Raw genomic sequence first — 24862 nt, forward strand, 5'->3', positions numbered from 1 at the left:
TTCATCTATTGCACTTCCTTTACCTTTGTTTTAACCTTCCTAGCCTAAAACATAAAATTAAAAAATAAATAACAACAAGTTAACAAGGAAGTGTCATGAAACTAATCAAAATATTTAGTTTTGTTTCTATGTGTTTATTCAGCTTGAACGGCTATTCAGCCAGCACAGATCAAGCAAGCTTATTTAGTCGCTCAGCCGAATTCAGTAATGTAAAAGTCTCTCCCGACGGCAGTTATCTCAGTGCTATAGCCTCAAAAGAGGGCAAAAACATTCTGATGATCCTCGATGCCAAAACCAAAAAAACCACTAACGTGGTGCATTTTCCTGATAATGCACAAGTTGGTGGCTATGAATGGGTCAATGAAGAACGTGTTGTGTTAGCCAAAGAATATCTCAAAGGCTGGAATGATCATCCTATGTATTATGGCGAGCTATTGGCCGTCAATGCCGATGGCTCACAGCCCACTTATCTCTTCGGTTACAAAGGCGGCTCTCAGCAAGCAGGGTCGATGATTAAAAAGAATACCCCAATTCAGGCAACGGCCTTCATTCTAGATCCTATGCCAGAAGATCATCGCTATATGCTGGTAAAAGCAAAACCATGGGGATCGGGCGGTAATAACTGGCGTGAAAATCTAGAACAGGTTTATCGTGTCGATGTTTATCGCGGAAAGCGCAATAAAATTGCCACATCTCCCATCTCTTTTGCCAACTTTCTACCCGATCATGACGGTGAAATTCGTTTCGTAAGCGGCACTCGCGACTACATTACCTCAAGCCTGTATTACAGAGATGATGGTGAGTGGGTAGATACAGACAAGTTAAACCTTAATCTTGATGACATCAGCCCTATTGCCTTTGGCGATGATAAAAACAGCCTCTATGTATTAGCCAGTGAAAATGGTCAACCGAAGGCCATCTATCTGATTAATGTTAAAACCGGCGATAAGAAACTCATCAGCCAAGATAAGCATGTCGACCCAAGTAATGTTTGGATAAACCGCATCAATAAGCGTCTATTTGCCGTTGAATATGAAAATGGTTATCCAACCTATGAGTTTGTCGATAATGATGAACCGCAAGCCAAAATCATTAAGCAACTGTTAGCGGCGCTTCCGGGTCATCAAATCCACCTGATAAGCCAAACCAATGATATGAGCAAGATGGTGATTAAGGCATTCAACGATAGAAATCCGGGTGATTACTACGTTTTCGACGCTAAAAATAAAAAGCTCGAATACCTTGCATCACAGAAAAAATGGCTCGACCCTGATGCTATGGCTGAAGTAAAGCCTATTACGTTTGTCAGTCGTGATGGCACTGAAATCAATGGTTATTTAACCCTGCCTCATGGCAAAGAAGCGAAAAACCTTCCCTTAGTCGTTAATCCACATGGTGGCCCACATGGCCCTCGTGACTGGTGGGGTTTTTCGCCTCAAAATCAATTAATCGCTAACGAAGGGGCAGCGGTATTACAGGTTAATTTTAGAGGCTCGGGKGGCTATGGAAAATCTTTCGAATTTTCCGGTCATCAAAAATGGGGCACGGAAATCCAATATGACATTATCGATGCCACCAAATATGTCATCGAACAAGGTATCGTCGATAAAAACAGGATCTGCATTGTTGGTGGAAGTTTTGGTGGATACTCTGCGTTGCAGAGCCCTATCTTAGCGCCAGATCTGTTTAAGTGCGCTATCGGTTTTGCCGGTATTTATGACTTAGAGTTGATGTACTCAGAAGGTGATATTCAAGAAATCCGTACAGGTAGCCGTTACTTGAACCAAGTCATTGGCAAAGATCCTCAAATCTTACAACAGATGTCACCAACGCATAATATCGATAAGCTCAAGGCTAAGTTAATGCTGGTGCATGGTGGTGAAGATGAACGTGCTCCCATAGAGCAACTTGAAGCCCTAGAAAAAGCACTCAATCAACATAACTATCCCTATGAAAAACTGGTCATGAGTGATGAAGGCCATGGGTTCTACAACGATGAACACAAAGCCAAATACTTCCGACAGATGATGAGTTTCTTAAAACAAAATTTACAGCTGTAAATCAGCGCCACAAACGAAAAGCCGATTATCACAATCGGCTTTTTTATTATCTCCCTATAAATTCTGGGTATAAATTAGGCTCAAATAAGGGTATTCTCCTTGCCCCGCCGCAGGATGTTTATCTGAACGTGGCAAGCTATACTCATTATATAAAACGACAAAACGTTCAAATTATTGGATATTTCGTTGTAATTGAATAAGCCACTATCGCATGGTGGAGGATCTAATGGCATTAAGTGAAGCAGCACAGCAGGTGCAAACGGCATTATTAGCACGCGGTCTTGAGACCCCTATGCTCCCTTGTGAGCTCAGTGCAGAAGAGCGTAAAGACAAAATCGAGCATCATATGCGCGAGATCTTAACCTTAATGTCGCTCGATCTACGTGATGACAGCCTAATTGAAACCCCAAAGCGAATCGCCAAGATGTATGTCGATGAGATCTTCTCAGGGCTAGATTATGAGAACTTTCCTAAGATTACAGTTATCGAAAACAAAATGGGTTTCGATGAGATGGTTAAGGTGAAAGATATCAGCCTCACAAGCACCTGCGAGCATCATTTAGTCACAATCGATGGCGTGGCGACTGTGGCTTATCTGCCGCGTAAAAACATTATTGGCTTGTCGAAAATTAACCGAATCGTGCGCTTTTTTGCCCAGCGTCCACAGGTACAAGAGCGCCTAACACAGCAAGTGTTAGTCGCGTTGCAAACCCTGCTGGAAACCAAAGACGTTGCGGTAAAAATGGATGCGGTACACTACTGCGTGAAGTCGCGCGGTGTAATGGACTCTACCAGCTCAACGACCACTACTGCGCTAGGCGGCATCTTTAAGTCTAACCCAGCTACACGCGCTGAGTTTTTAAGTAACTAATTCATGATTTAGTCGCGAGTCAAAATAGACATAAAAAAACGCTGCCTACATGGCAGCGTTTTTTATTAGCCAGTTATTAGTAACAGCTTAAATACCGTATTGCTCGCGGTAAGCACTCACCTGTGCCAGCTGAGCGTCCATTCCCGGTTTTTCTGACAAGTAGTCGATTAAGTCAGCCAACTTAATGATCGACACAATGGCACAGCCAAAGTCACGCTCAACTTCCTGAATCGCCGACAGCTCACCCTTACCCTTCTCTTGGCGGTCTAACGCGATTAACACGCCTGCAAGTTGGGCATTATGAGCTTCAATGATTTCCATCGACTCACGAATGGCCGTACCCGCGGTGATCACATCATCCACTAACATCACTTTACCGGTTAATTCGCTACCCACTAAGCTGCCACCTTCACCGTGGTCTTTCTTCTCTTTACGGTTGAAGCAGTAAGGCACGTCGATATCGTGATGATCACACAGAGCAACAGCAGTCGTTGTCGCAATTGGGATCCCTTTGTAAGCAGGGCCAAACAGGAGATCATAATCAATGCCAGAATCCACTAAAGCCGCGGCATAAAAGCGGCCTAAGCGTGCTAAATCACGACCAGTATTAAACAGGCCAGCATTAAAGAAATAAGGGCTAGTGCGGCCTGACTTTAACGTAAATTCGCCAAAACGTAACACCTGACGCTCTAGAGCAAACTCAATAAACTCACGTTGATAGGCTTTCACAATTTCTCCTTAACAATAGGGTCATTCTTAACATAATAATGTTGACTATTCAGTCGTTGATAAAAAGGCCCTCGATGGGCCTTAATAAATAATTAGCTTAATGCGGCTTTCTGCACATCGACAATTTCACGAATACCGTGCTTAGCCAAATCCAATAGACTTAATAACTCTTCATGGCTAAAGGGTTCGCCTTCGGCTGTACCTTGGATCTCGATAATTTTACCAGTCTCTGTCATCACCACGTTCATGTCGGTTTCAGCAGCACTATCTTCAACATATTCAAGGTCGCAAATCGGCTCGCCTTTATAAATACCCACGCTAACAGCAGCGATCAGGAACTTAAGCGGGTTCGTCTTAATAATACCTTTACCACGCGCCCAGTTAAGTGCATCAACCAGTGCAACACAGGCACCAGTAATTGCCGCCGTACGTGTACCACCATCGGCTTGAATAACGTCACAGTCGATCACTATGGTGTTTTCGCCTAAGGCCTTCATATCGACAGCCGCGCGTAAAGCACGACCAATCAGACGCTGGATCTCTTGGGTACGACCCGACTGCTTGCCACGAGCCGCTTCGCGATCCATACGGCTATGCGTCGAACGCGGCAACATGCCATATTCGGCAGTAACCCAGCCTTGACCTTGGCCTTTAAGAAAACGAGGCACGCCTTCGGTAAAACTGGCTGTACACAACACTTTAGTGTCACCAAATTCAACCAAAACAGAACCTTCAGCATGGGCAGTAAATTGACGAGTAATAGTCACTGGACGAGATTGAGCGGGCGTTCTGTCACTTGGGCGCATAGGAAATTCCTGTTTTGATTAGATAGATAAGCAGATTTGGCTGCATATTATAGGGGTTCACGGCCACGGATGCCATGTTATTCACAATCGATCAACTCCAGCGCCGAGACTTTGCTTTAACCCTTTGCCCCATCAGACTATAATCAGGCCTACTTTATCGATTTAAACAACGGAATCACCCATGATCCAAAGTATGACAGCCTATGCTCGCATCGAGCACAAAGCACAATGGGGCACCGCCTCTTGGGAAATTCGCTCAGTCAATCAGCGTTATTTAGAAACTTACCTACGCCTACCCGAGCAACTTCGTAGCCTAGAACCTGTGCTAAGAGACCGTCTACGCAAACGTTTAAATCGCGGCAAAGTTGAAGTCAATCTACGTTATGATTTAGGCGAAAACAAAGATAGCGATTTACAGTTAAACCAATCGCTAGCAACACAGATCATTCAAGCCGCTGATTGGGTAAAACAGCAAGCCGGTCAAGGCGAAATCAATGTAGTTGATATATTGCGCTGGCCCGGAGTCATGTCTGGCAGCGAACAAGACATGGACGCCGTTGGCAAAGAACTACTGAGCGCTTTCGACGGTGCTATCGATCAATTTATCGAAGCTCGTGGCCGCGAAGGTGACGCGATTAAAATAATGCTAGAAACGCGTCTAGACGCCATTGTCGAACAAGTGGCTATCGTGCGTAAACACATGCCAGCAGTCATGCAGTGGCAACGCGATAAGCTCACTAATCGCCTCAGCGAAATTCAAGGTGAACTCGACCCTGCACGTCTAGAGCAAGAGATGGTGTTGCTGGCACAGAAGATGGATGTCGCCGAAGAGATGGACAGACTCGACGCCCACGTCGCCGAAACCCGACGCATTCTCAAAAAAGGTGGCGCCCAAGGCCGACGCCTCGACTTCATGATGCAAGAGTTTAATCGCGAATCGAATACCCTCGCCTCTAAATCGATCAGCGCAGAAGTCACCGCAGCAGCAGTAGAACTGAAAGTGCTTATCGAGCAGATGAGAGAACAGATTCAAAACATCGAATAGTTTTTTCACCCGTCCAAGAATGTCTTAGAAGCCCTGTATTACCTTGTGAAGAGCATTGAAAATACAGGGATTTTTTATTTTTCCCGTCCAAATCGGTGTGCAGATGTCCGTTACCAACTACCTGTTTAGTGGTGGGCAGAATGGTGGGCAGTCCCCTCATTTTGGCTCAATAAGCGTTTTGCGGTGAGCAAATTGGTGGGCAGTAAGTTACCCAATTTTCGCATTTAACTCGCCACCACAACAGGTTAGCTGCTGATTCAATAAGCAAATCGGTGGTGGGCAGCCATTATTGCCCCCTCCATTATTTCAGCAACTATGGAGTAAACATGGGAAAACTCACAGCAAAACAGGTTATTGCATACAGCAAAGCCGACCCAAAAAAATATTCAGATGGTGAAGGTCTATACTTTTGCGTCCGCAAACAAGGCTCGCCTCACTGGATGATCCGCTACACCACAGCCAAAGGACGACGAGAAGCAACCTTGGGGCAATTTCCTTTAATGTCGTTGGCAGACGCCAGAATTGCCGCCGCATACTTTCGAAAGGAAGTACGTGACGGCATAGATCCTCTTCTAGAAAAACAGAAAATCAAGTTACCTGACATTGAAACCGTGGATCAACTGTTCCATGACTGGTATCGAACCGATCTGAGTAGACGACTAAAGCATCCCAAGATTCCGTATCGGGTTTACACCAAAGACATAAGCCCTTTCATTGGCATTAAGTGTATTGCTGAGGTGACCGCACGTGACGTGCGCGAAGTATTAGAGCGCATTCGAGAAAGTAACCGCCCTACCATTGCCAACGATACCTTGATGTACATGAAGCAGCTGTTTCGACATGCGATAAAGCTCGACTTAACGCTGAACAACCCAGCCGCAGCATTTACCGTGGACGATGCCGGTGGCGTGGAGTCCAGTAAAGACAGGATGCTCAGCAAAGAGGAAATTCACTACGCCTTTAGCGTGTTTCATACCCATATCAATAGCTTTGGCCACGACAACTACCTCGCTTGCTGCCTGTTTTTGGTGTTGGGTGTGCGCAAAAGCGAATTGTGCGAAGCCATGTGGCGTGAAATGGATTTAACCACGGGTGTGTGGGATCTACCCAAAGAACGCAGCAAAACCGGCGTTCCAATCAGCATCCCCTTACCGCGCCAAGCCATTACCTGGTTTAACGAGCTACAAATCCGCGCTTGTGGCTCGCCTTATGTTTTCCCTGCCAGACGAGCAAGCCATCGTCCACATATGGGGCCAGATACACTGAACCGCGCAATTTCTAAACTCTTTGGTCGAGAACCAGGCCGGAAAAAGCAACCACCCAATAAAATGGGCAAGCTTGAACACTTCACCGTACACGATTTACGCCGCACCTTTCGCAGCCTTGCCGCCTCTTTGGGCATTGCAGGCAACGTAGCCGAACGCTGTCTTAACCATAAGCTAAAAGGCGTTGAGGGTATCTACGACCGCCACGATTACTTTGAAGAGCGCCGTATTGCCCATCAAACCGTGGCAGATATGGTTGAACCACTGGTGAACTTTGAGCCCTATTCACAACACCACACAGGAGGGCGTTAACATGCAACTTATGATGCGACTCGCCCCCATTACCTTTCCAATAGCCATGCTAGCAGGGCTTGGTTGGTGTATTGGCATTGCCTTACTCGAACAATCTCATGACGTAGGCTACGCACTTACTCGATATTGCCTGATGGTATTCTTGGTACTCGCTCCTTGGCTGACGCTAAAACTTACGTTCTACGTGATTGTCAGCCTAGGACGCAAACTGGGGCTCATCCCGCCTGCACGCCCAACGTACAGCCTAGGTTATGAAGAATCACCCCTTTCTTTTTAAAAAATAGGGGTTCAGAGTATTGGCCTTTTTTCGATGGCAAACGCAGCCGCTTGCCGAAAAGGCCCACCCAGCGAAACTAACTAGCCCCCATTTGATCACTTACCGTGGGCAGTTGGGACAATGGGGCAACACTTGATACAGCGAGCTTTAGAAAGTGAATAAGAGGAAATTAAACTGCCCCAAGGAATGGGGCAATTGGGTATTTGATTGACGAAATAGGTCACTAAACATAATCTTCAAGCCAATATGGCCGACGCCTCTGCATTTCTGTACGCGTCGGTTCTCATTTCGCCTTGTCACTATTCAGCTATTGCTTTTCCTACCGATAGCTCGCTTACAAAATACCACACCCAGCTTTAAGCTAAATCAACCAACCCAATTACTTACTTTGATCAGCTGATGCAATCCCCTCTATGCGTCATTTGCTAATCCATGAGTTTCAACAGCCGGCACACACTTCCCCATGCCTTTACCCCCTTACGCCAAAACCACTATCCGTTTGGCTTTTGGATCGAGAAGCCAAACAGGGAAATTAGCCCATTAACTGTTTGGCTTCTCGATTGAAATCCAACGCTGCTAAGCCTTGCCAGTACTGGCGCAACGCAAGGTTTGGCACTTCCCCCCCCTAAACCAACCTCGGCATCAAAGTACAAACCGTTTGATTTTTTAAACCCAGAATGCAAACGATCGTTTGGCGTCTCGATTTTTTTGCACTTGGCGAACGCAGCCAAACAGCGCTGTATTGGACGATGTATTTCAAACAGTTAGCCGCGCACTGGTCATCAGGACAAACCGATTTGACCGGTTAGTTTGATGGCCATTTCTTTCATCTAATTCACCACCGCGTCTGCACCCGACGACTGAAAATAGATGGCATGAAAAACCAACAAGGTGATAAGTGACGTGTTATGGGCAAGTGGCAACGATTGGGATAGAGAATGGATACAGCAGGTGGTCGCCTTGCTGGTTGGGCAAGGCGCGTTTACCCTCTACCCAGCACTAAGCCAGTGCGAGAATGCAGCCGAACGTTTAACCCGCTGGCTGACCTTTCAGTTACCGCGCGTTAAACAAGCACACCCTAGCTGCCCGATTCACCAATGGCTGAATAATATTGGCGCGCAAGTGATCGTAGAAAAATGGCAGAGCCCTGAGCAATGGCCAAACCTGTATTGGCTACCTTTACCTGAGGTTGATGGCCACGCGCAAGGCGGCTTGGTTCTGTTACCAGCACATTTGTTACCTACATATAGGGATGGCACGAGCCAAACCAGAACATTTCAAGCAAACACGCCCGCTAACGCCTGCATCTTTTGGTGCATTTCGCCTTTATCTAAAACAGGAAAACGCGCTACCTTGCATCCCAAGCAGCAAAACCGAGCATTTTGCCTGCCCAGTTCGCCGGAGCAAATGGGCAAATCATGTACGGGGTTATTACTGAGAGGTTTGAGAAAAGAGAGCCAAAAACGAAACAGCAACGTGATCAGCCATCAGATAAATCTAGCGCTGCTGCACCACCTTTGTGGGCCGGAGAATGATGTGTGGATTACTCAAGAGCTTATGGCTTAACGTTGAAAATAATCGCTAATCTTGTCACGGAATAAAGAACCAAACTTTTTATGATCACCACTCTCAAAACGAACTCGTCCAGCCACGATACAAGGTGATATTTGGAGCTCTTTTGCTAGCTCCCTGACTTCTTCAGCGCTCGATAAACTGCTTCTGCACCAAATACTCTGTGGTATCAACGCCTCTCTAGCCATATCATCGGCCTGTTTCTCAATGTCATCAACGCCCTGAGCATCTAAATCATCTAAGTACCAGTTTTCATTACCATCTAAGTGTAATGCGATATGTGCCATTTCATGCATTAGTGAAAACCAAAAGCTATCGAGACGATTGTGCCTTAACGTCAGCGCTATAATCGGGTTGCCATCAATGCCCATGCACACAGCACCATCCAAATAAGTTTTGGATAGATGAGGCTCAATGATTACATGAATGCCTGACTTATTTAGAAACTCAATCGCTAGTAAAGGGCCTGACTCAAGCCAAGATAGCTTGGAAATGTTCTGCATCCATTCCAAATTCACAGTACCAGCGCGATATTGACAGGGTAATTTTTGTTCAGCGGCCTTCTGCAATACTCGAATTTGCCACGCCCACAGAGCGTAAGGATCTGTTTCCTTATCATTGGTACGAAGATGAGAAGACGCTCTCAACAAGGCAGGTTGAAGATTAAAGCCTGATTTTACGGAACCGATAAAATCAGACAAAGCCTCAGCTGCATATTCCTTTAACTCTTGTAATGAACCATTGAAGCTATCAAAGTAGCCACGCTTTCGCATTTCAGCTATCGGGAAGGCTTGCCAATCAACTTCTCTTTGAATTGCGTGCTTTTGCTCTGGCAATTGAATCAAAACATCAGCTGATATACCCAACCCACTGCTTAGCTTTCGGATCATGTTCAAGCTAAGGCTACGTGTTCCATTCAATATCTCGGAAACTTTTGGAGCTGACCCAATAAAAGGAATAAGGTCTCGATTTTTTAAACCTTGTTGTTCCATTCTAAATTTTATCGCTTCTATTGGATCGGGCTTACTAATTGGAAAATGATCTTCTTCGTACGTTTCAATTAATAATGCCAATACATCCATCTCATCAGATTCGGCTGAACCTGGCTGCGGATCCAAGTCCATTAATGACATTAATCGCATCAATGCTGACTCATGATCGTGTGCTGATTTGATTAATTTAATGTGACTCATCTTCCCCTCCTAAAAGCGTTGCTTATCATACTGAGCATGAGTACCAACCCACTCAATAACAGCAATGCCATTTTGATACCTGACTTTTACAACTAGTCTGTAATGGTTACCTTTGATATTAAATATAACTCTATTTCCGTCTAGGAAATCTGCACTGCGGTAACGGTCTTTAAAATCCTGAGGAGTTTTCCAACAAGCGCTTTGAGCTTCAGAAACCCATGCCTCTAAAGCTGACTTCACATTAGCGTGTTTTTTATAAAAATCGACAAGTTTGTCTTTACCTAAGACTTGCATATCACCTCAAGGTTCCCTTGGTGGGAATTATAATTAAAGTTACCAAAAAGGGAAGTTTTCTTTTCTATATTTCACAATCACACCATTGCCGCTTCGTACACTTTTTCAACCTCGGTAAACTTAGTGACGCTCTCTAGGCGAGTTAAGGTTGTGAGTTTCATCGAGTTTTTCATTGGGCGATGTGGCACGTTGGTCACTGGCGTTTGCAGTGACAGTGGTTTGCCTAACTCAAATAAATAATACAAATCAGCAGAACCTGACTTCTTACCCGCTTGATCTTCGGTAATGGCGTAGCGTGGTAACACTGTGACTCGTTTAACCGGCCAAAGTTTGTCAATTTGCTTGGTTGAACTTTGAGTGTCTGAGGTAGACGCCAACGCTAAATAGCGAATTTCCTCGGCAATATGCTGCTTAAATTTCTGCAAAAACGTGCTTTGCGGCAGGTGATACCACAGCGCTGTACCTTGCTCAAATTGTTCAAAGTAGCCATTATCACGCCCACGTTGCCCACCCAATGCCACTGTCATCGTCAAATCAGGGTACAGCACTTGGCGCATGCCGTAATAAGGTATGCGTGCAGCGTCTTGTACATAGAGCCTTTCCGCCATGCCAGCCACAGGATACATGGCTTCATTGTTTTGCCCTGTTTGTGCATTCGGCGCTGTGCCAATTTGCGTTTGCAAAAACGCTAGCAACCACTGGTGACCGGAATAACGGCTTTTAGTCTGGGTTGATTCAGTTTGACTAAGTTCGTTTTGGCTAGGCCAATTTTGACTAGGTAACAGGGCAAATGCGCCAATACCCACTTCTTCTATCGCGGCTGCGTAGGGGTTGGGTGTTGTGGCTTGATCAAAAAAACCTGGGTATAAAGCAAAGGCACCAAAAACTGGACGGCTTTTTTTAGCTGGTTGCCCTTCGATTGTACCGGATGACTGCTCAGAAAAGCGCGGCTCTGATAAACGAATGAGTGCATCCCGGTAACGGTGCATTTGGTTAATGGCATCGTCTGGAACGTAATCGGTACATTCAATATCTTCATTGCTGTCATCAAAGCGGTTTTTCTCGGTTTTAATGCGGTACTTGGCATCAAACAGCCAAATAAACTGTTTTTCTTCATCAGTTTTGGCATTTTTAGGTAGCGTCACTTCCAACACAATATCCGGCTCTTGGTTAACCAAGTACGAGCGGATTGATTGACCCTTTTTGGTAAATTTCGGCTCGTGTGCCAGCCTAGCGGTCACACCGTCGCTGCGTTTAAAACGAAAGGCTCCAGCAAAGCCATCTTTTAGTTGGTACTCAAAAAAGTCATTCTGGGCGAGCTTAGTCGCCCCGTTTTCCACCAATTCAAAGCCGAGATCCTGCTCTAAAATCTGTTTCAAACACAAAAAGCACCATACTTCGAAAATCTCGGCCACCGACTTCATTGAAATGCTCGACTGATTGCCAAACACATCTAAATAAAATTTCAGCTCCTGCCAAATACGATACACCGCGCTGTAACCGGTTTTTTGCTGTAGCACTAACGACTCACGGTTTAACCCTGTGTATGCGCCAACCTCTTGTAAAAAACTCTGACCTAACACTTTTTGCAGCGGTTGTTGCCAACTATGCAGCTCATTTAAAAATGAATCTGACAACCGTTGCCGCTCTGGTGCTTGGTTACTCTGCCTAAGCTTGTATTCAAACTCCGCTAATTGCCGCTTACTTTTACTCACCGCCATTTTGATAAAACGGTTTTCTGGGGTATCGACACTCAGTTGCTTTTTTTCGACCGCATAGCGTTTATCGTACTGGCCATTAGCAAAGTCTTGCTTGACTTGCTCCGCTAACCTATGAGGCAGGTGGCCTTTTAACTTGGCCGCTTTGATATTGGCAACCGTCGGTTGCAAGCGGCTATGTGGGGCGGCACAAATCACTTTTAAGCCTTGTTCAAAACGCTTCCGCAACGCGGCAAAATTAGCCAACCACATCAGTGGAAAATGTCCGCGTTGCTGGCTAGTCGCTGCATCTTGCTCGGTTTTTTCGACCAAACTAAAGCGCCAAAGAGGGTACACTTTGTCGATGGCTTGGTACATGGCGGGCAAGTCTTGGTGCAGTGCCATTTTGGTTGGCAGCACTTCAAAGGCTATGTGCTGCGTCTGTGTTTTGCCATTGTGCTCAAAGGTAAGCGGCAAGCGTAACCAGCCCACATCATTGCCGGTATTAATGGTGCCGGTTAAACGTGCGGGCACCATGCCCCTTGCGGTTTTTACTTCGGGGGCAAAACGAAATGCCTCATTCACGCTTTGGCTGCGATGGGTTAACCGCGCATTAGTGACTTCACTAAAAAAGACCCACTCAAACTGGTACTGAGTATTCTCAAAAAACAGCGGGGAATTTAATGTAAGCTCAGCGTGTTTCGCTAAGCCATTGGCAACAAGGTCATTTTCGGCTAAGTCACTTTCATCTAACCCACTTTGTACCAGATCATCTGCAACTAGCCCTTGCGGTTCAATAGCATTGCTCAGCTGCGCTGCTGGCGCAAAGCGCAATTCATAGCTAGGTTGCGTATGATTAGCGCTCACCCTGTGCACCATTGTATTCTGGTACACACGCAACCGCTGGCTAATATCATTCGCCCAGACCGAAAACTCAAAGTCAGGGGTTTGTAATCGTATTAACTCCGGCATTCCCTACCACTCCTTACACCATCACTGTACGGGTTCTGCTTATAGGTTGCATTCATTGCAGAAGGCATCAAACAGCACCGACTCATTAAGGCCAGAAACTGGTAAAGGTGGCGCTGGCTAATCGCCCGCTCATCCACTGCAACTTCGCTTTTGAACGGCAAGGTATACGAAGTACTTTTTCCTCATCAGTAGCACCATCGGCCACGATTTTCTCACGATACAAGTCAGGGCGTTGATTCTTATCGCCTTGTTCTGCTTGCCAAATAGGGGCTAACTGGTCTGAAAGCACAACGCTAAGCTCTTCCAGCAAATCCTTGCGATTTGATGTAGTCAGCTTGTCGGTATCGCCTTCGATACGCGGCAGAACCTTACACATCATAAAGTCGTCCCATACGGCTTTTAGGGTCAGATCATCTTGTGGTTGGCTGCTAGCAACCGCAAGCAGCAGTTCATTGAGCGCACGAAATGCCAACTCAAACGGTGTATTTTTTAGCACTGCATTAACGGCCGATAAAAACGCAACGGTTTTGGTACCATCAGCATCAAAGGTATTGACTAAGTCTGCTTTGCTGGCGTGTGACCAAATAGGATAGCTAAGGCGTTTATTGCAGCTGGTTGGGGTGAAAAAGTCGTGATAGTCGTTAGGGAAAAACGCGCCAAAATCAAAGCTCAGCGCTCGGTCAATCACTTTGCGCGAAAAGCCGTGAGTGGTTTCATCCATATTCACCGTGCCCGCAACAAGCAGGTTAAACGGAATACCTAAACCATATTGGCAAATATCTGCCCACAGCTCATCGTATTGCGCGTCATCAAAACCTAGCGCTTTGCGTAGCTTTTCTTTGTCCGCAACTTCTTTAATGGTGGCGGGTTTCAATAGCGCATCGCAGCTGTAGGTAAAGCTATCACCCGTCCAACACCATTCGCGGGTTTCCAATACGGACAAGTAATCGGCAAAATACTGTTCAACAGGGGCAAGGTTCATTTCATCCAAACACAACCAGTAAGGTAATACCTGTTCAAGTACAGCACGCTCACCTGATACCACTAAGCGTTTACCTAGATCTTCGCTTTCTTGCACTTCAACGGTTAAGCCGCTATCAGCAATGGCACGCCAAGCTTTAGCGATAAACTGCAATACATCGGTAGTGATGTATTCGGCTTCGCCGTCTTTTGCGAGGCGTGAAATATATCCGAGTAAATCGCTCGGCTCATGCCAGTCAGGGCGCACCGAGGTTAAACAATAGGTTTCAGCAAACTGCTGTGATGTTTTTGCTTGTTCACGCACAAAGCGGGTTTTACCTGTGCCGGAGATGCCAGCGAGAAGGAGGAAGGGTTTGGATAGCGAGACCCCCTGAATAGTAAAAAGCTCTTTTGACTTACTCTGGCTAAAATCCTCTTCCTCTAATAAATGTTCAAATTTAAATTCTTCTATGCTCTTGTATATTTGTAATAATTCTTGAAGATCTGTTATTAATTCATCGCTTTCAGGAAGACGATCGCTGCTATAAAATTTCGCTGAAATATTCGGCTTTTCATATGACTTTCCAAGCGATGTTTCTGCCTTCAAATCGATTTCCTGTACACCCCAAGTTTTTAATCTAGGAAATTGAGATAACAATACCCTCTTTATATCCTCTGCTCTTTTTTCCGATCTTTTCTTTCCTAAGTTTTTGGTAGGAATGGTTGTTCCTTGGTTCAACGAAAGGTAAAAACCTGAACCATCTGCATTGAACAGATAAACCGGATAAATTCCATCTTGCGTGGTTGTAGTGATCTTTGGATTAAGAATCGATAGCCAAGGGACATTTGCCCAATTTCCAGCCCCAACACTTGCTTTAATCTCAAATAAATCGAAGTCTTGTTTTACTAATTGTTCGATTTCATTTTTTAAATCTTGGCGAAAAAGATTTGCAATAGGATGCCCAGTAAATTGCTCTTTTGTTGCTTGCACCCAACCATTAACGAACTTGCTTAACTTCTCTTTGAGATTCATAACTATCCTTAAATTCAAACCAGCACTAAAAAATTAGCGTGTATTAGAGAAATACTCTTTGATGGTGTACTGTTACTCGATTTCACCAACTGAACGATACTCACATTTCTCATGTTTTCAGTGTTCTCGATACATTGCTGACCGCTCGGCCTGTAAGTGTTGCCAGCTCAGTCACTGATTGCGGCTGTTGCTCGGAAATCACTTTTAACAACTGCTGGTTTTCTTTCGACAGCACATTAGCCATCGATTTCAGCGAATCGAACCAGATATCAACGGGGTAATCGGGATCGGGCGTTTGCCCTTTAATGCCAATGACACAGCGCGATTGTCTTGCGTTTTTCATTGCTTTACTCAAATCGTTTGCTCACTAAGTTCCCAGCAAGTAGATAAAAAGCGCTTGGCCAATAAAAAAGACTGTACGCGTGTACATAATCCACTCATGTTATCAACTACTGATAATGGCACAAGATTATTTTCCATCATTCAGTGCAATGACAATCACTGACCACAGTAGGTGCACAACCAGTACGCTAGCAGTCTTGTCCGCCTTAGCTTTTAATCCTCGCCCAGCCCTTAGGTTTACTGGCGATACACTGCAAAGCGACAAGCTCACATAGGATTCACCACCTAGTTCGTCATCCAAAATACTGCCTTTCACGCAGTACATTCGCGGGCGGGTGTTGTCGGGCAGGCTGACTTTTCGCTGTGGCCGGTTGCCATCGGGGACTAGGTAGCCTGCGGCCATCAGCGCTTTGGCGGCGCGATCTGGGCTTAGGCCTTCAGTGGCTTCACGCCAGCCGGTTGGGTAAAACAGATAGAGGGTTTGTGGACCACTGGTATCTATCCAGCCTGCTCGTTGACGTACTTGGCTGCTGTAACCGGTTTGTGGGTGATTGTGTAGTTGGGTTCATCGTTTGCTTCCTCACTGATCTGTTAAGTTCAGTTAGGAGTTTGCCCCCACTTGTATTAAAGAGTTAAACGGACGCAGTAGGCAGATAAATGCCCAGATCATGCCGCTTTCTGAGGGTGCAGGTAGCTACTTGCCCCAGTATTTACATAATGCCCCAAGTGATAAATACCGAGTGGGCAGGGTTGGTGTGTGGCTAAATAGCGTGAATTAAGGCTTTGCCCAAACTGCCCTAGTTGCCCAAGAGGTAAGTGCCCAAAGCCATCTCAAAAGGGAAAGCCTTGCTCAACTAGAACGCCAAAACACTTTTATGCGCATAAAAATGTAAAATTACGCACTTTTCTGCGCAAAAAAATGTAGACTAAGTTATACTACTGGCAGTTAACAGTCTTAATTGGCGGGAAATGACAATGCAGCGCAACTTACTCAACGCCCTAATAGCATGGAAAAATCAACCTGTGCGCAAGCCATTATTGATCGATGGTGCAAGACAAACAGGTAAAACCTATCTGCTGCAAGAGTTGTTTGGGAACACCTTTGCCAACATCCTTCGTATCGACTTCCTTGAAAACCCTGCTTACAAAGAGGCTTTCGATGGCTCATTGTCACCTGACGAGCTAGTAATGAACATTGAGTTGTTAACCAACCAAGCATTCAACCCAGAAACCGACTTGCTGATATTAGATGAAATTGGCGAATGCGAACGTGCCGTTACTTCGCTTAAGTATTTTGCTGAAAAAGCACCGTCCTACTTTGTCGCAGCCAGCGGTTCGAACATTGGTTTGCTCAACACCTTCCCTGTTGGCAAGGTAGAACAATATAATTTACGACCACTGACCTTCCAAGAATTTATTTATGCATCCAACGAGCAAGCACTGATAAAAGCATTTGATAGTCAAGCAAGCACACCGGCAGTACACACTAAATTGATGGATAAACTAACCGACTATTTTTTTACCGGTGGTATGCCGGAAGCCGTTTCTGCTTGGTATCAGTTTAAGGATTCAAGCATTCTAGAGCGTGTTGAAAAAGTCACAAAAATTCATGCCGATTTAGTTGAAGGTTATCGCCGCGATTTCGGTAAGTACGCGGGCAAGGTCGATGCCACACTGATTGAATCGGTATTTAATAGCATTCCAGCGCAGATATCACTTGTCAGCGATGAGTCGGTTAAACGCTTTAAATTTAAGCATGTGCATGAGCGTAAATCTCGTTATAGCGATTTTGAAACCGCGATCCATTGGCTTAACTGCTGCCGCTTAGCTTTGCCAAACTACCCTATTGAAGGATTGCCGAAATCTCCGTTGGCGGCCTATAAAAAAGAAAATATGGTGAAACTGTTTCTGTTTGATGTGGGCCTGCTCAATCATATGCTGGGCAGCAGTTATAAAGAGATTAAGCAACAAAACTATGAATACAAAGGCTATGTGGCTGAAAACTTTGTGCAACAAGAGCTCACTGCTATTGGCGTTGACCCAAGCTATTCATGGAATGACGCCCGCGCCGAAATCGAATTTATTTTGGCGACCGATGAAGGCGATATCGTCCCTGTTGAAGTCAAAAGTGGTAAACGTACAAGAGCAAAATCGTTGGCATCCTACGTTGAAAAATGTACTCCAAGTAAAACCTTTAAGTTAACGGGTACACAAGGCTCTTCAGCGTTAGAACAAACCAATATAGTGATGCCTTTGTATTTCACGCAGTATTTACCTCAGAGATGGTAAAGGCGCGTTGCTTAGCCCCGAGGTCTAGACAAAGTTACCTTAGGGATAACAATTTGTAGACCTGATGCCTACCATTCGACACTCAGCCTTATCTCTATTGGATGCCATAGTATCCACATCTAGCTTATTTCTATTAAAATGGACACCATAATATCCATTTCAGACTGGATGAGTTTTCTGCTGACTCATTACTATCGCGTAGAACCAGTAAAGAATGGCAAAGCTATGTTGACGGAAATCGTGCTCGATAAAGCCCTTCAAAACTGCTATGTTTTAGCTCTAACAGCAGCATAAAAACGGCACTGTTTTTCCATTGCTAACCACTAAGATTTAGTAAAAGCCATAGGCAAGTGGTGGGCAGTTTGGTGGGCAAACAGGCATTTTTGAACGGTTTCTTTTCGATAACTCATTGAGTTTGTTAGGGTCTAGGCCGCTACTCAATGAGCTGAATCTGAACGTGGAATAGCCTATCCCCGTCCAATAGTGTCTTAAATGCCTTGTGCTTATTAGAAAAAGTCATTGCAAGTACAAGGCGTTAACTTTCCTGCCTAAATCGATTCTCAGATGGCTGACGAGTTAGCAGCGAATCAAACCATCCGGAACTTCCGAATGGTTTAGTTAGTAAAAAAGCCTCATATTGAGGCTTTTTTCATTTTAAGATACTGCTAAGGTTAAACCTTAAGCCCCCAAACATCGAAGGCTTCTTTGGCAAGCTGTTCTCTAAAATCAGGGTGAGCGATATCGATAAGTGCTCTGGCGCGTTCACGCAGAGATTTACCACGTAGATTGGCAATACCGTATTCGGTGACGATGTAATGCACATGTGCGCGAGTGGTGACTACGCCAGCACCTGGTGACAGTACGGTACTGATGCGGGACACGCTGCCACGCGCAGCAGTGCTAGGTAATGCGATCACAGAGCGGCCACCTTCAGACAAGCCTGCACCGCGAATAAAGTCCATCTGACCACCGACACCCGAATAGATTTTGGTCCCCAGAGAGTCAGCACAAATTTGCCCTGAAATATCCACCTGTAGCGCCGAGTTTATTGCCATTACATTGGGGTTTTTACGAATAATAGATGTGTCGTTCACTTGCTCGATATCCATAAATACTACAGACGGATTATCATCGACATAGTCATACAACCGCTGGCTGCCGAGGGCAAATCCCGTTACCGTTTTACCGGGATGCACCTGCTTACACTTGTTGTTGATCACCCCGAGTTCGACTAAGTTAAGCACGCCATCGGAAAACAGCTCGGTATGTACCCCAAGGTTTTGATGTTCGGTTAAACAAGACAATACCGCATCGGGGATCGCACCAATGCCCATTTGCAAACAGTCACCGTCGCGTACCAGTTTTGCCACATTTTTACCGATCGCCAGACTGATAGGATCGCTTGCCGCTAAAGGGTGTTGTGGTAGAGGTTCACTCTGGGTGTAAACTGCGGCGAACTTATCATAATGAATAAATCCATCACCATGAGTTCGTGGCATCTGCGGATTAATATGAGCAATAATTTTTCTAGCAACCTGACAGGCAGCTAAGCTGGCTTCGACCGAGATCCCCAGAGAACAGATACCATGTTTGTCTGGTGGTGAAACTTGAATAATTGCAGTGTCGATACGTTGCTCGCCCGACCGAAACAACTTAGGCACTTCAGACAAGAAAATAGGCACATAGTCGGCGTCACCTTGCTGCAATAGCTCTCGTGTGGGCAATCCACCAAAAAAACAACGATGACGCAAATGACCTTTAAGGCGTGGGTCACTCAGTGATTCGGCGCATTCGGTATGCAGTTGCAGTAAAGTCAGGTCTTGCTTGGTCAACGCGTGTTGCGCCAAGGCATCGAGTAATACCTTGGGCGTAGCGCCCATGGAATGGGTCCAGAGTGTCTCGCCACTTTCGATAATAGAGACTGCTTCTAAGGCGGTGTTACAGACTGTTGGTGCCATCTAATATTCCTGCATCTTATTATTATGATTGCAGTGTATGGCGTAAGTGATCGCTTTAACAGGATTTGACTTGAGGAGTTACGATTAAGTTGATCTTGAGCAAATATTGTCTTCAATTAAGCAGCATCGGTCGTAAAAAAACGGAAATGACCGAGGCACATTTCCGCTATTTATCACCCAAAAAGTTTATCTATTGCAGGTGCTGTTTTAACGTATCTTGTTGGCTCAATAAGCTTTGATACAGAGTAAACTGATTGGCCGCACGCTCAAGATTATGATTATCTCGGTGCACATGGAAATAAACATCACCATTAAGATAATCGGTTAAGAAACGCACCCCTATCATTAAGCAGATCACACGCGCACCCAACCATAAGCTTTGCTTCTCTTGTTCACTCAGTACATGACCAAGCTCACTTAAATAACCACGACAAATGGCAGCAAATATCGACTCACGTACGTTAACTTTGTCCAAATGAGTCGAATCTTCCTCTTCTGGCGAAGTAAAAGTCCGCACCATATCGCCAAAATCATACATTAGATGCCCTTTCATACAGGTATCGAGATCGATAATCGCCAAACTTGTCATATCACGCTTATCGTAAAGCATGTTATTGATCTTAGTATCGTTATGACAAATTCGCAGTGGCAGTTGATCTGAAACTCGCGCCAATTCTTGCAGTAAACCTGACTGAGATAACGCCATATCGACCCAGCTCTGACACTGACCTAAACGTCCGACAACATCTTGCTCGACCGCGGCTTTTAATTGCTCAATACGTCCGGGGAGGTGGTGAAACTGAGGAATAACATCTTCGATGGCTTGTGCATCTAAATCACTTAACGCACAGGAGAAATGCCCAAAAGCTTTAGCCGCTGACTCCGCTTGCTGCTCATCAGATACCACTTCGATGCTATGACTATGGGGCAGATAATTAATGGCGCGCCAAAATCCACCGTCATCGAGCTCAACAAACAGCGCTTGGTCTTGAGTTAATACCGGTTCAACCACTTTTAATTGATAATCACCACTCTGCAGTTTGGAATTCAGATGTTGGGCAATTGTCTGCGCGTTGTTCACTAACACATTAGGCAGTTTAAAAACTTGGGTATTGATTCTCTGTAGCACCATTTCACCGGCTGGCCAACGCACCAAAAAGGTATCATTAATATGGCCATTACCCAGTGGAACAACTTTGGCTGATTCAGTAATGCCAAAGTGAGGCAACACCTGTTGCCGAATAAGATCAATCACCCATTAACTCCAATAATTTTTGTTTCACCCACGCTGTATCTTCGGGATAGGTAACCCCTAACCAAGTTTGGTCAGTTGTATTGACATAAACATCTTTGGCTATATTTGCGTTAGGCTCAGCGTATTGAGACGGTAAACACTGTTGCACAACTGCAGGTAAGTAACATTCGCTATCAGCTTGCAGACCGAACACCTTAACAAATTCGCTTAAAGAATGCCCTAACACAGTAAAAATTTGCGGAGTAAATCCCCAACAGGTCATCGATACTAAACTCTGTGGGTCTAATTTAGCAACATCGACACCATTTCGTCCCAGCAGTTCATCCCGTTGCCAAGCGATATCTAGCCACTCCTCAACCGAGGTCAAATAGTCGCCATCCACCAAACATATTCCTCGATTGACCCCACCATTATCCGATAGGGTTTCCTGTAAGCGATAAGCCACTAGCTGCCAACGTTCAGGTTGTTGTTGAAAACCAGCGGCCAATAATTTGAAAGCCTGATCACCATAAAAATCATCGGCATTTATCACCACCATAGGCGTATTAACCTGATGACGGGCACTCCACAGCGCATGAGCTGTTCCCCAAGGCTTAGTCCGATAATGGCCATCACCAACAATGGTTAAACACTCGGCGGGTAGATCCAGCATCTGCTGCACGCAGAAGCTCAGGCTAAACCCCTGAGGTAAGTCGCGTAATAATTCGGTTAGCGGTTCGATCAATTCAGAGCGGGTCACAATTACCGCAGCGGAAAAACCAGCTTTAATAGCGCTAGCAATAGACAGCTCCAGCATGGTTTCGCCTTGGGGGCCCAATTTGGCTAACTGTTTGTCGCCGCCGAAACGGCTACCGAGTCCTGCGGCCATCACCACTAAAGTGATGTCTTGTTTAGCGCTATTTTCAGAAAATGATAGAGAAGTTGTCATGGTCGCCAAACAGGCACTCAAACTAAACCTTAAATGCCTTGAAAGAAAAATTGACCCATGAGTCTAAACAGTAAAATTAATTTATACCATTAATTAAAGTAAATTAGTGATCAGCCCGTTTGTAACAGAAAAGGGCGCAGGAAAAATTGTCGATAACAAGGCGTAAATTACAGTAACCAGTTATTCTAATTAAAAAATTTCAACACGGTTGTCGGTGATTTTAACCAGCAAGAATGATCAGATAATAACTGCGATTGGTATTACACCAGAGGTGTACTGGCGATTGCAGTAATTTAACCTGAACTCGGGTTTATGAGTGTCGGAAAATCTAAATTTAACAAGCTAATTCAATGCTATAAAGGATTAGTTCGAAAAGAAAAGTCTATTTTCTGACTGAATGCGCAGATTTTTGGGCATATCAAGGCGCTCTGTCGTACACCATAGCGAGCGGTGGTGTACGACAGAGCTCAGGTTAATTTACATAGTGAATACACACTAGAGATAAGGGCGAAATGCGACCTCTTTTGCCAATGCCGCCTGACTGCCTTTAAGACTAAATTGATAGCCACACATCGTCAGATTTCCGCGCATGGCAATATCTTGAATAATCGCTTTAGTATCCAATGGAGAAAAGCGCGCGACCGTCGACGTATCCTTCATTAAGTTCACTTCTACTGGACGATATTGAGTGCCATTATTAAAAGTGACATTTTGGCAGCTACTATCGCCTTTAGCGGTTTTCAATGACCAGATAAGGCCCGGATCACCCCGCTCGCCTAGCCACTTGAGCAACAGGGCATCACCATCGAGCAACACGCTAAAACCATCTGGCATCTGTGCCGTTTTAAACGATACATTATCAGCGCCTTGCGATTCGGTTTGCGAACCACTCGACGACTTAACCGTCTGCTCGGTATCAGATTCCATCCCTGCAGCAGGCCACAAGATCCACACTAGCCCCAAGCTTAAAACGGCCACAAAAGAGATACCCACCACTTTGGGAAAAGCTTTGATATTGTGCACAACAACTTGAGCAGCCTTAGTCGAAGCGCTCAAGATATCTGACATCATCTGGCTGAAAGAGCCGCTCATATTGTCTGAATAGGTATCATCCTGATGCTCTTCACGATAACGCTGTTGGTGAGCGCCTTCGACCCGATAACCATCTACACCTTCAGAAGCGATTTCAGCTTGATATGAAGCATAATGCTGCACCGAATCTGTTGCAGCAAAATTGTCTGCACCGACGCGGTTCTCAGCGGAATCATTTGCCAGAGTTTGATGACCAACTGAGCTATTTTCAACATCGTCGACTGTAGCGAAATGAGGCTGTTGACCTCCGGTCGCCAAAGTCGGTTCGACGCGTCTTCTACCGTTTGATGTCACAGCCAAAGGGCCGCTGTAACCAAAACCATCGGCTTTATAGATACTGCCTGGTAATGGGCGTAGACCAATTACCACCACACTGACAATCTGTAAACAGACACAAATGGCGCTTAAAATGTGCCATTGATAAATCAGACCTATGCTCATCATCAATAGCGCCATCGTTGGCAAGATAATCAGTGGCGAGCGTTGCCCTTGCAAACGGCGTAGCGTACTAAGCCCGACTACCACAGCAAATAGCAAAGAAATAACCAGTAATAGACCATGGCTGCCTAGTAATACGTCAAATAAAGACACCAACAACAAAGCGCCGATATTGATCAAGGCAAATCGAATATTACTGTCCACGCCTCGACGACAAAAAAAGGTGTTTAACTGCATAACGCCATATCCCTAAAAATCATGATTAAAACCGCTTTTATAAGCATAAACCGACTTGCCTGAGTCCCAGCTTAACACCGCGAGTTATTGCATTAACCTCTCAGGCCAATCTTTATGTTGAAATTAATCTAAATTCAACTGAGATCATAAAACCGAAGCCTACAGGGTTAACAGTTCATTATGAAAGCACTAGCCTTAATTTACTGCTAGGTTGTATAATGTCCGGCTACCTAAAAACGATTAGCCTTTGGATAGCAAATACATGACCGCTCGCGGAAACCTCTTTATCATTTCAGCGCCTAGTGGTGCCGGCAAATCTTCTCTGCTTTCTGCTATTTTGCAGGATAAACCCGCCGATATGAAGGTGTCAGTTTCACATACCACTCGCCAACCTAGAGTTGGGGAGCGCAATGGTGAGCACTATCATTTTGTTTCTGTTGACGAATTCAAAGCGCTAATCGAAAAACAAGCCTTCTTCGAATGGGCTGAAGTCTTTGGTAATTACTATGGTACTTCTCGTGAGGCCATCGAAGTCATGCTAAATCAAGGTATCGATGTGTTTCTCGATATCGACTGGCAAGGTGCTCAGCAAGTGAAGAAGATGATGCCTGAAGCGATAGGGGTATTTATTCTGCCGCCATCGAAAGCCGAGCTTGAACGCCGCTTAACAGGACGTGGTCAAGACAGCGAAGATGTTATCGCCGGGCGCATGGCACAAGCTACTTCTGAGATTTCCCACTATGATGAATATGACTTCATCATAGTAAATGATGACTTTGAGCAAGCTCAGGTCGATTTAAAAGCAATTATTCGCAGCCAACGCCTCACTCGCGCTGGTCAAATTCATGCTCAAAATGATATGCTTAATGATCTGTTGGCAGACTAACTGTCATCGTGTACAATTTTGCGTCATTTTTTCACCCATAAACTGGAGTTTCAATACATGGCTCGCGTAACTGTAGAAGACGCCGTAAACCAAATCGGCAACCGTTTTGATATGATCCTGGTTGCAGCGCGTCGTGCTCGCCAAATCGCTGTGCAGGGCAAAGACCCTATGGTTGAAGAAGAGAACGACAAGCCAACGGTTATCGCTTTACGCGAAATCGAATTAGGCTTAGTCACTGCCGATACCCTTGATGCCGATGAGCGTCAAACTGCTCGCGAACGCGAAGCGGCTGAAATCGCTTCTGTTGCTGCCATCGCAGAAGGCCGCAACGTTTTATAGGAGTGTTGCCAC

20 protein-coding genes and 1 pseudogene are annotated in these 24862 nt (G+C 45.3%); 9 read left to right on the top strand and 12 right to left on the bottom strand.

From position 1 onward, the window contains the following. Positions 1 to 95: 95 nt before the first annotated feature. Both L1D21_RS12725 and folE read left to right on the top strand, forming a co-directional pair. Positions 96 to 2060: a S9 family peptidase gene (locus L1D21_RS12725; protein WP_239845643.1), complete on the top strand. Its 1965-nt coding sequence runs from the start codon at positions 96 to 98 to the stop codon at positions 2058 to 2060. Positions 2061 to 2286: 226 nt separating this feature from the next. Beyond that, positions 2287 to 2931 (top strand): GTP cyclohydrolase I FolE, encoded by a 645-nt coding sequence (folE, locus tag L1D21_RS12730; RefSeq protein WP_239845644.1) that lies wholly within the window; start codon positions 2287 to 2289, stop codon positions 2929 to 2931. 87 nt (positions 2932 to 3018) lie between these two features. Here folE and pyrE read toward each other — a convergent pair whose 3' ends face one another. Both pyrE and rph read right to left on the bottom strand, forming a co-directional pair. Then, positions 3019 to 3660 carry an orotate phosphoribosyltransferase gene (pyrE, locus tag L1D21_RS12735; RefSeq protein WP_239845645.1) on the bottom strand — a complete coding sequence of 214 codons (642 nt, stop codon included), beginning with the start codon at positions 3658 to 3660 and terminating at the stop codon, positions 3019 to 3021. Between the two features lie 92 nt (positions 3661 to 3752). Then, the gene (gene rph / locus L1D21_RS12740) at positions 3753 to 4466 is read right to left on the bottom strand and encodes a ribonuclease PH (RefSeq protein WP_239845646.1); all 714 of its coding nucleotides are present in this window, start codon (positions 4464 to 4466) and stop codon (positions 3753 to 3755) included. Between the two features lie 181 nt (positions 4467 to 4647). Between rph and L1D21_RS12745 the strand changes: the two genes are divergently transcribed. The 4 genes from L1D21_RS12745 to L1D21_RS12760 all read left to right on the top strand — a co-directional run bounded on the left by L1D21_RS12745 (position 4648) and on the right by L1D21_RS12760 (position 8931). Continuing rightward, positions 4648 to 5511, top strand: a complete 864-nt coding sequence (locus L1D21_RS12745; protein WP_239845647.1) for a YicC/YloC family endoribonuclease — start codon at positions 4648 to 4650, stop codon at positions 5509 to 5511. A 326-nt stretch (positions 5512 to 5837) separates the two neighbouring features. Continuing rightward, positions 5838 to 7088: a site-specific integrase gene (locus L1D21_RS12750; protein ID WP_239845648.1), complete on the top strand. Its 1251-nt coding sequence runs from the start codon at positions 5838 to 5840 to the stop codon at positions 7086 to 7088. 1 nt (position 7089) lies between these two features. Beyond that, positions 7090 to 7365, top strand: a complete 276-nt coding sequence (locus tag L1D21_RS12755) for a hypothetical protein (RefSeq protein ID WP_239845649.1) — start codon at positions 7090 to 7092, stop codon at positions 7363 to 7365. A 903-nt stretch (positions 7366 to 8268) separates the two neighbouring features. Further along, positions 8269 to 8931 (top strand): hypothetical protein, encoded by a 663-nt coding sequence (locus L1D21_RS12760; protein ID WP_239845650.1) that lies wholly within the window; start codon positions 8269 to 8271, stop codon positions 8929 to 8931. On the opposite strand, the gene L1D21_RS12765 is transcribed toward L1D21_RS12760, so the two are convergent. The 6 genes and pseudogenes from L1D21_RS12765 to L1D21_RS16565 all read right to left on the bottom strand — a co-directional run. After that, positions 8928 to 10130: an ImmA/IrrE family metallo-endopeptidase gene (locus L1D21_RS12765; RefSeq protein WP_239845651.1), complete on the bottom strand. Its 1203-nt coding sequence runs from the start codon at positions 10128 to 10130 to the stop codon at positions 8928 to 8930. The genes L1D21_RS12760 and L1D21_RS12765 overlap by 4 nt on opposite strands. Before the next feature lie 9 nt (positions 10131 to 10139). Then, entirely contained in the window at positions 10140 to 10424 is a 285-nt protein-coding gene (locus tag L1D21_RS12770; RefSeq protein ID WP_239845652.1) for a type II toxin-antitoxin system HigB family toxin, read from the bottom strand. 77 nt (positions 10425 to 10501) lie between these two features. Beyond that, positions 10502 to 12988, bottom strand: coding sequence for a restriction endonuclease-like protein (locus L1D21_RS12775; RefSeq protein WP_239845653.1), 2487 nt, complete (start codon positions 12986 to 12988; stop codon positions 10502 to 10504). A 190-nt stretch (positions 12989 to 13178) separates the two neighbouring features. Next, complete coding sequence (locus L1D21_RS12780; protein ID WP_239845654.1) at positions 13179 to 15086, bottom strand: DUF3578 domain-containing protein; 1908 nt, start codon at positions 15084 to 15086, stop codon at positions 13179 to 13181. A 109-nt stretch (positions 15087 to 15195) separates the two neighbouring features. Continuing rightward, the gene (locus tag L1D21_RS12785; protein ID WP_239845655.1) at positions 15196 to 15429 is read right to left on the bottom strand and encodes a MarR family transcriptional regulator; all 234 of its coding nucleotides are present in this window, start codon (positions 15427 to 15429) and stop codon (positions 15196 to 15198) included. A 291-nt stretch (positions 15430 to 15720) separates the two neighbouring features. Further along, positions 15721 to 15966: pseudogene (locus L1D21_RS16565) on the bottom strand (hypothetical protein); the annotation flags it as partial. 437 nt (positions 15967 to 16403) lie between these two features. Between L1D21_RS16565 and L1D21_RS12795 the strand changes: the two are divergent. Then, a complete protein-coding gene (locus L1D21_RS12795) occupies positions 16404 to 17717 on the top strand; it encodes an AAA family ATPase (RefSeq protein WP_239845657.1) in 1314 nt (437 codons plus the stop codon). 671 nt (positions 17718 to 18388) lie between these two features. Here L1D21_RS12795 and L1D21_RS12800 read toward each other — a convergent pair. The 4 genes from L1D21_RS12800 to L1D21_RS12815 all read right to left on the bottom strand — a co-directional run bounded on the left by L1D21_RS12800 (position 18389) and on the right by L1D21_RS12815 (position 23625). Beyond that, the gene (locus L1D21_RS12800; RefSeq protein WP_239845658.1) at positions 18389 to 19675 is read right to left on the bottom strand and encodes an acetyl-CoA hydrolase/transferase C-terminal domain-containing protein; all 1287 of its coding nucleotides are present in this window, start codon (positions 19673 to 19675) and stop codon (positions 18389 to 18391) included. A 190-nt stretch (positions 19676 to 19865) separates the two neighbouring features. Next, positions 19866 to 20930, bottom strand: coding sequence for an aminoglycoside phosphotransferase family protein (locus L1D21_RS12805; protein WP_239845659.1), 1065 nt, complete (start codon positions 20928 to 20930; stop codon positions 19866 to 19868). Continuing rightward, complete coding sequence (locus L1D21_RS12810; RefSeq protein WP_239845660.1) at positions 20923 to 21858, bottom strand: NTP transferase domain-containing protein; 936 nt, start codon at positions 21856 to 21858, stop codon at positions 20923 to 20925. The genes L1D21_RS12805 and L1D21_RS12810 overlap by 8 nt, the downstream gene beginning before the upstream one ends. Before the next feature lie 495 nt (positions 21859 to 22353). Continuing rightward, positions 22354 to 23625: a hypothetical protein gene (locus tag L1D21_RS12815; RefSeq protein ID WP_239845661.1), complete on the bottom strand. Its 1272-nt coding sequence runs from the start codon at positions 23623 to 23625 to the stop codon at positions 22354 to 22356. A 262-nt stretch (positions 23626 to 23887) separates the two neighbouring features. Between L1D21_RS12815 and gmk the strand changes: the two genes are divergently transcribed. Both gmk and rpoZ read left to right on the top strand, forming a co-directional pair. Then, on the top strand, positions 23888 to 24511 hold the full coding sequence (gene gmk, locus L1D21_RS12820; RefSeq protein WP_239845662.1) for a guanylate kinase: 624 nt from the start codon (positions 23888 to 23890) through the stop codon (positions 24509 to 24511). 57 nt (positions 24512 to 24568) lie between these two features. After that, positions 24569 to 24850: a DNA-directed RNA polymerase subunit omega gene (rpoZ, locus tag L1D21_RS12825; protein WP_239845663.1), complete on the top strand. Its 282-nt coding sequence runs from the start codon at positions 24569 to 24571 to the stop codon at positions 24848 to 24850. Positions 24851 to 24862: the final 12 nt, after the last annotated feature.

This window comes from Shewanella sp. Isolate11 (assembly GCF_022398315.1).
Classification (GTDB): Bacteria; Pseudomonadota; Gammaproteobacteria; order Enterobacterales; family Shewanellaceae; genus Shewanella.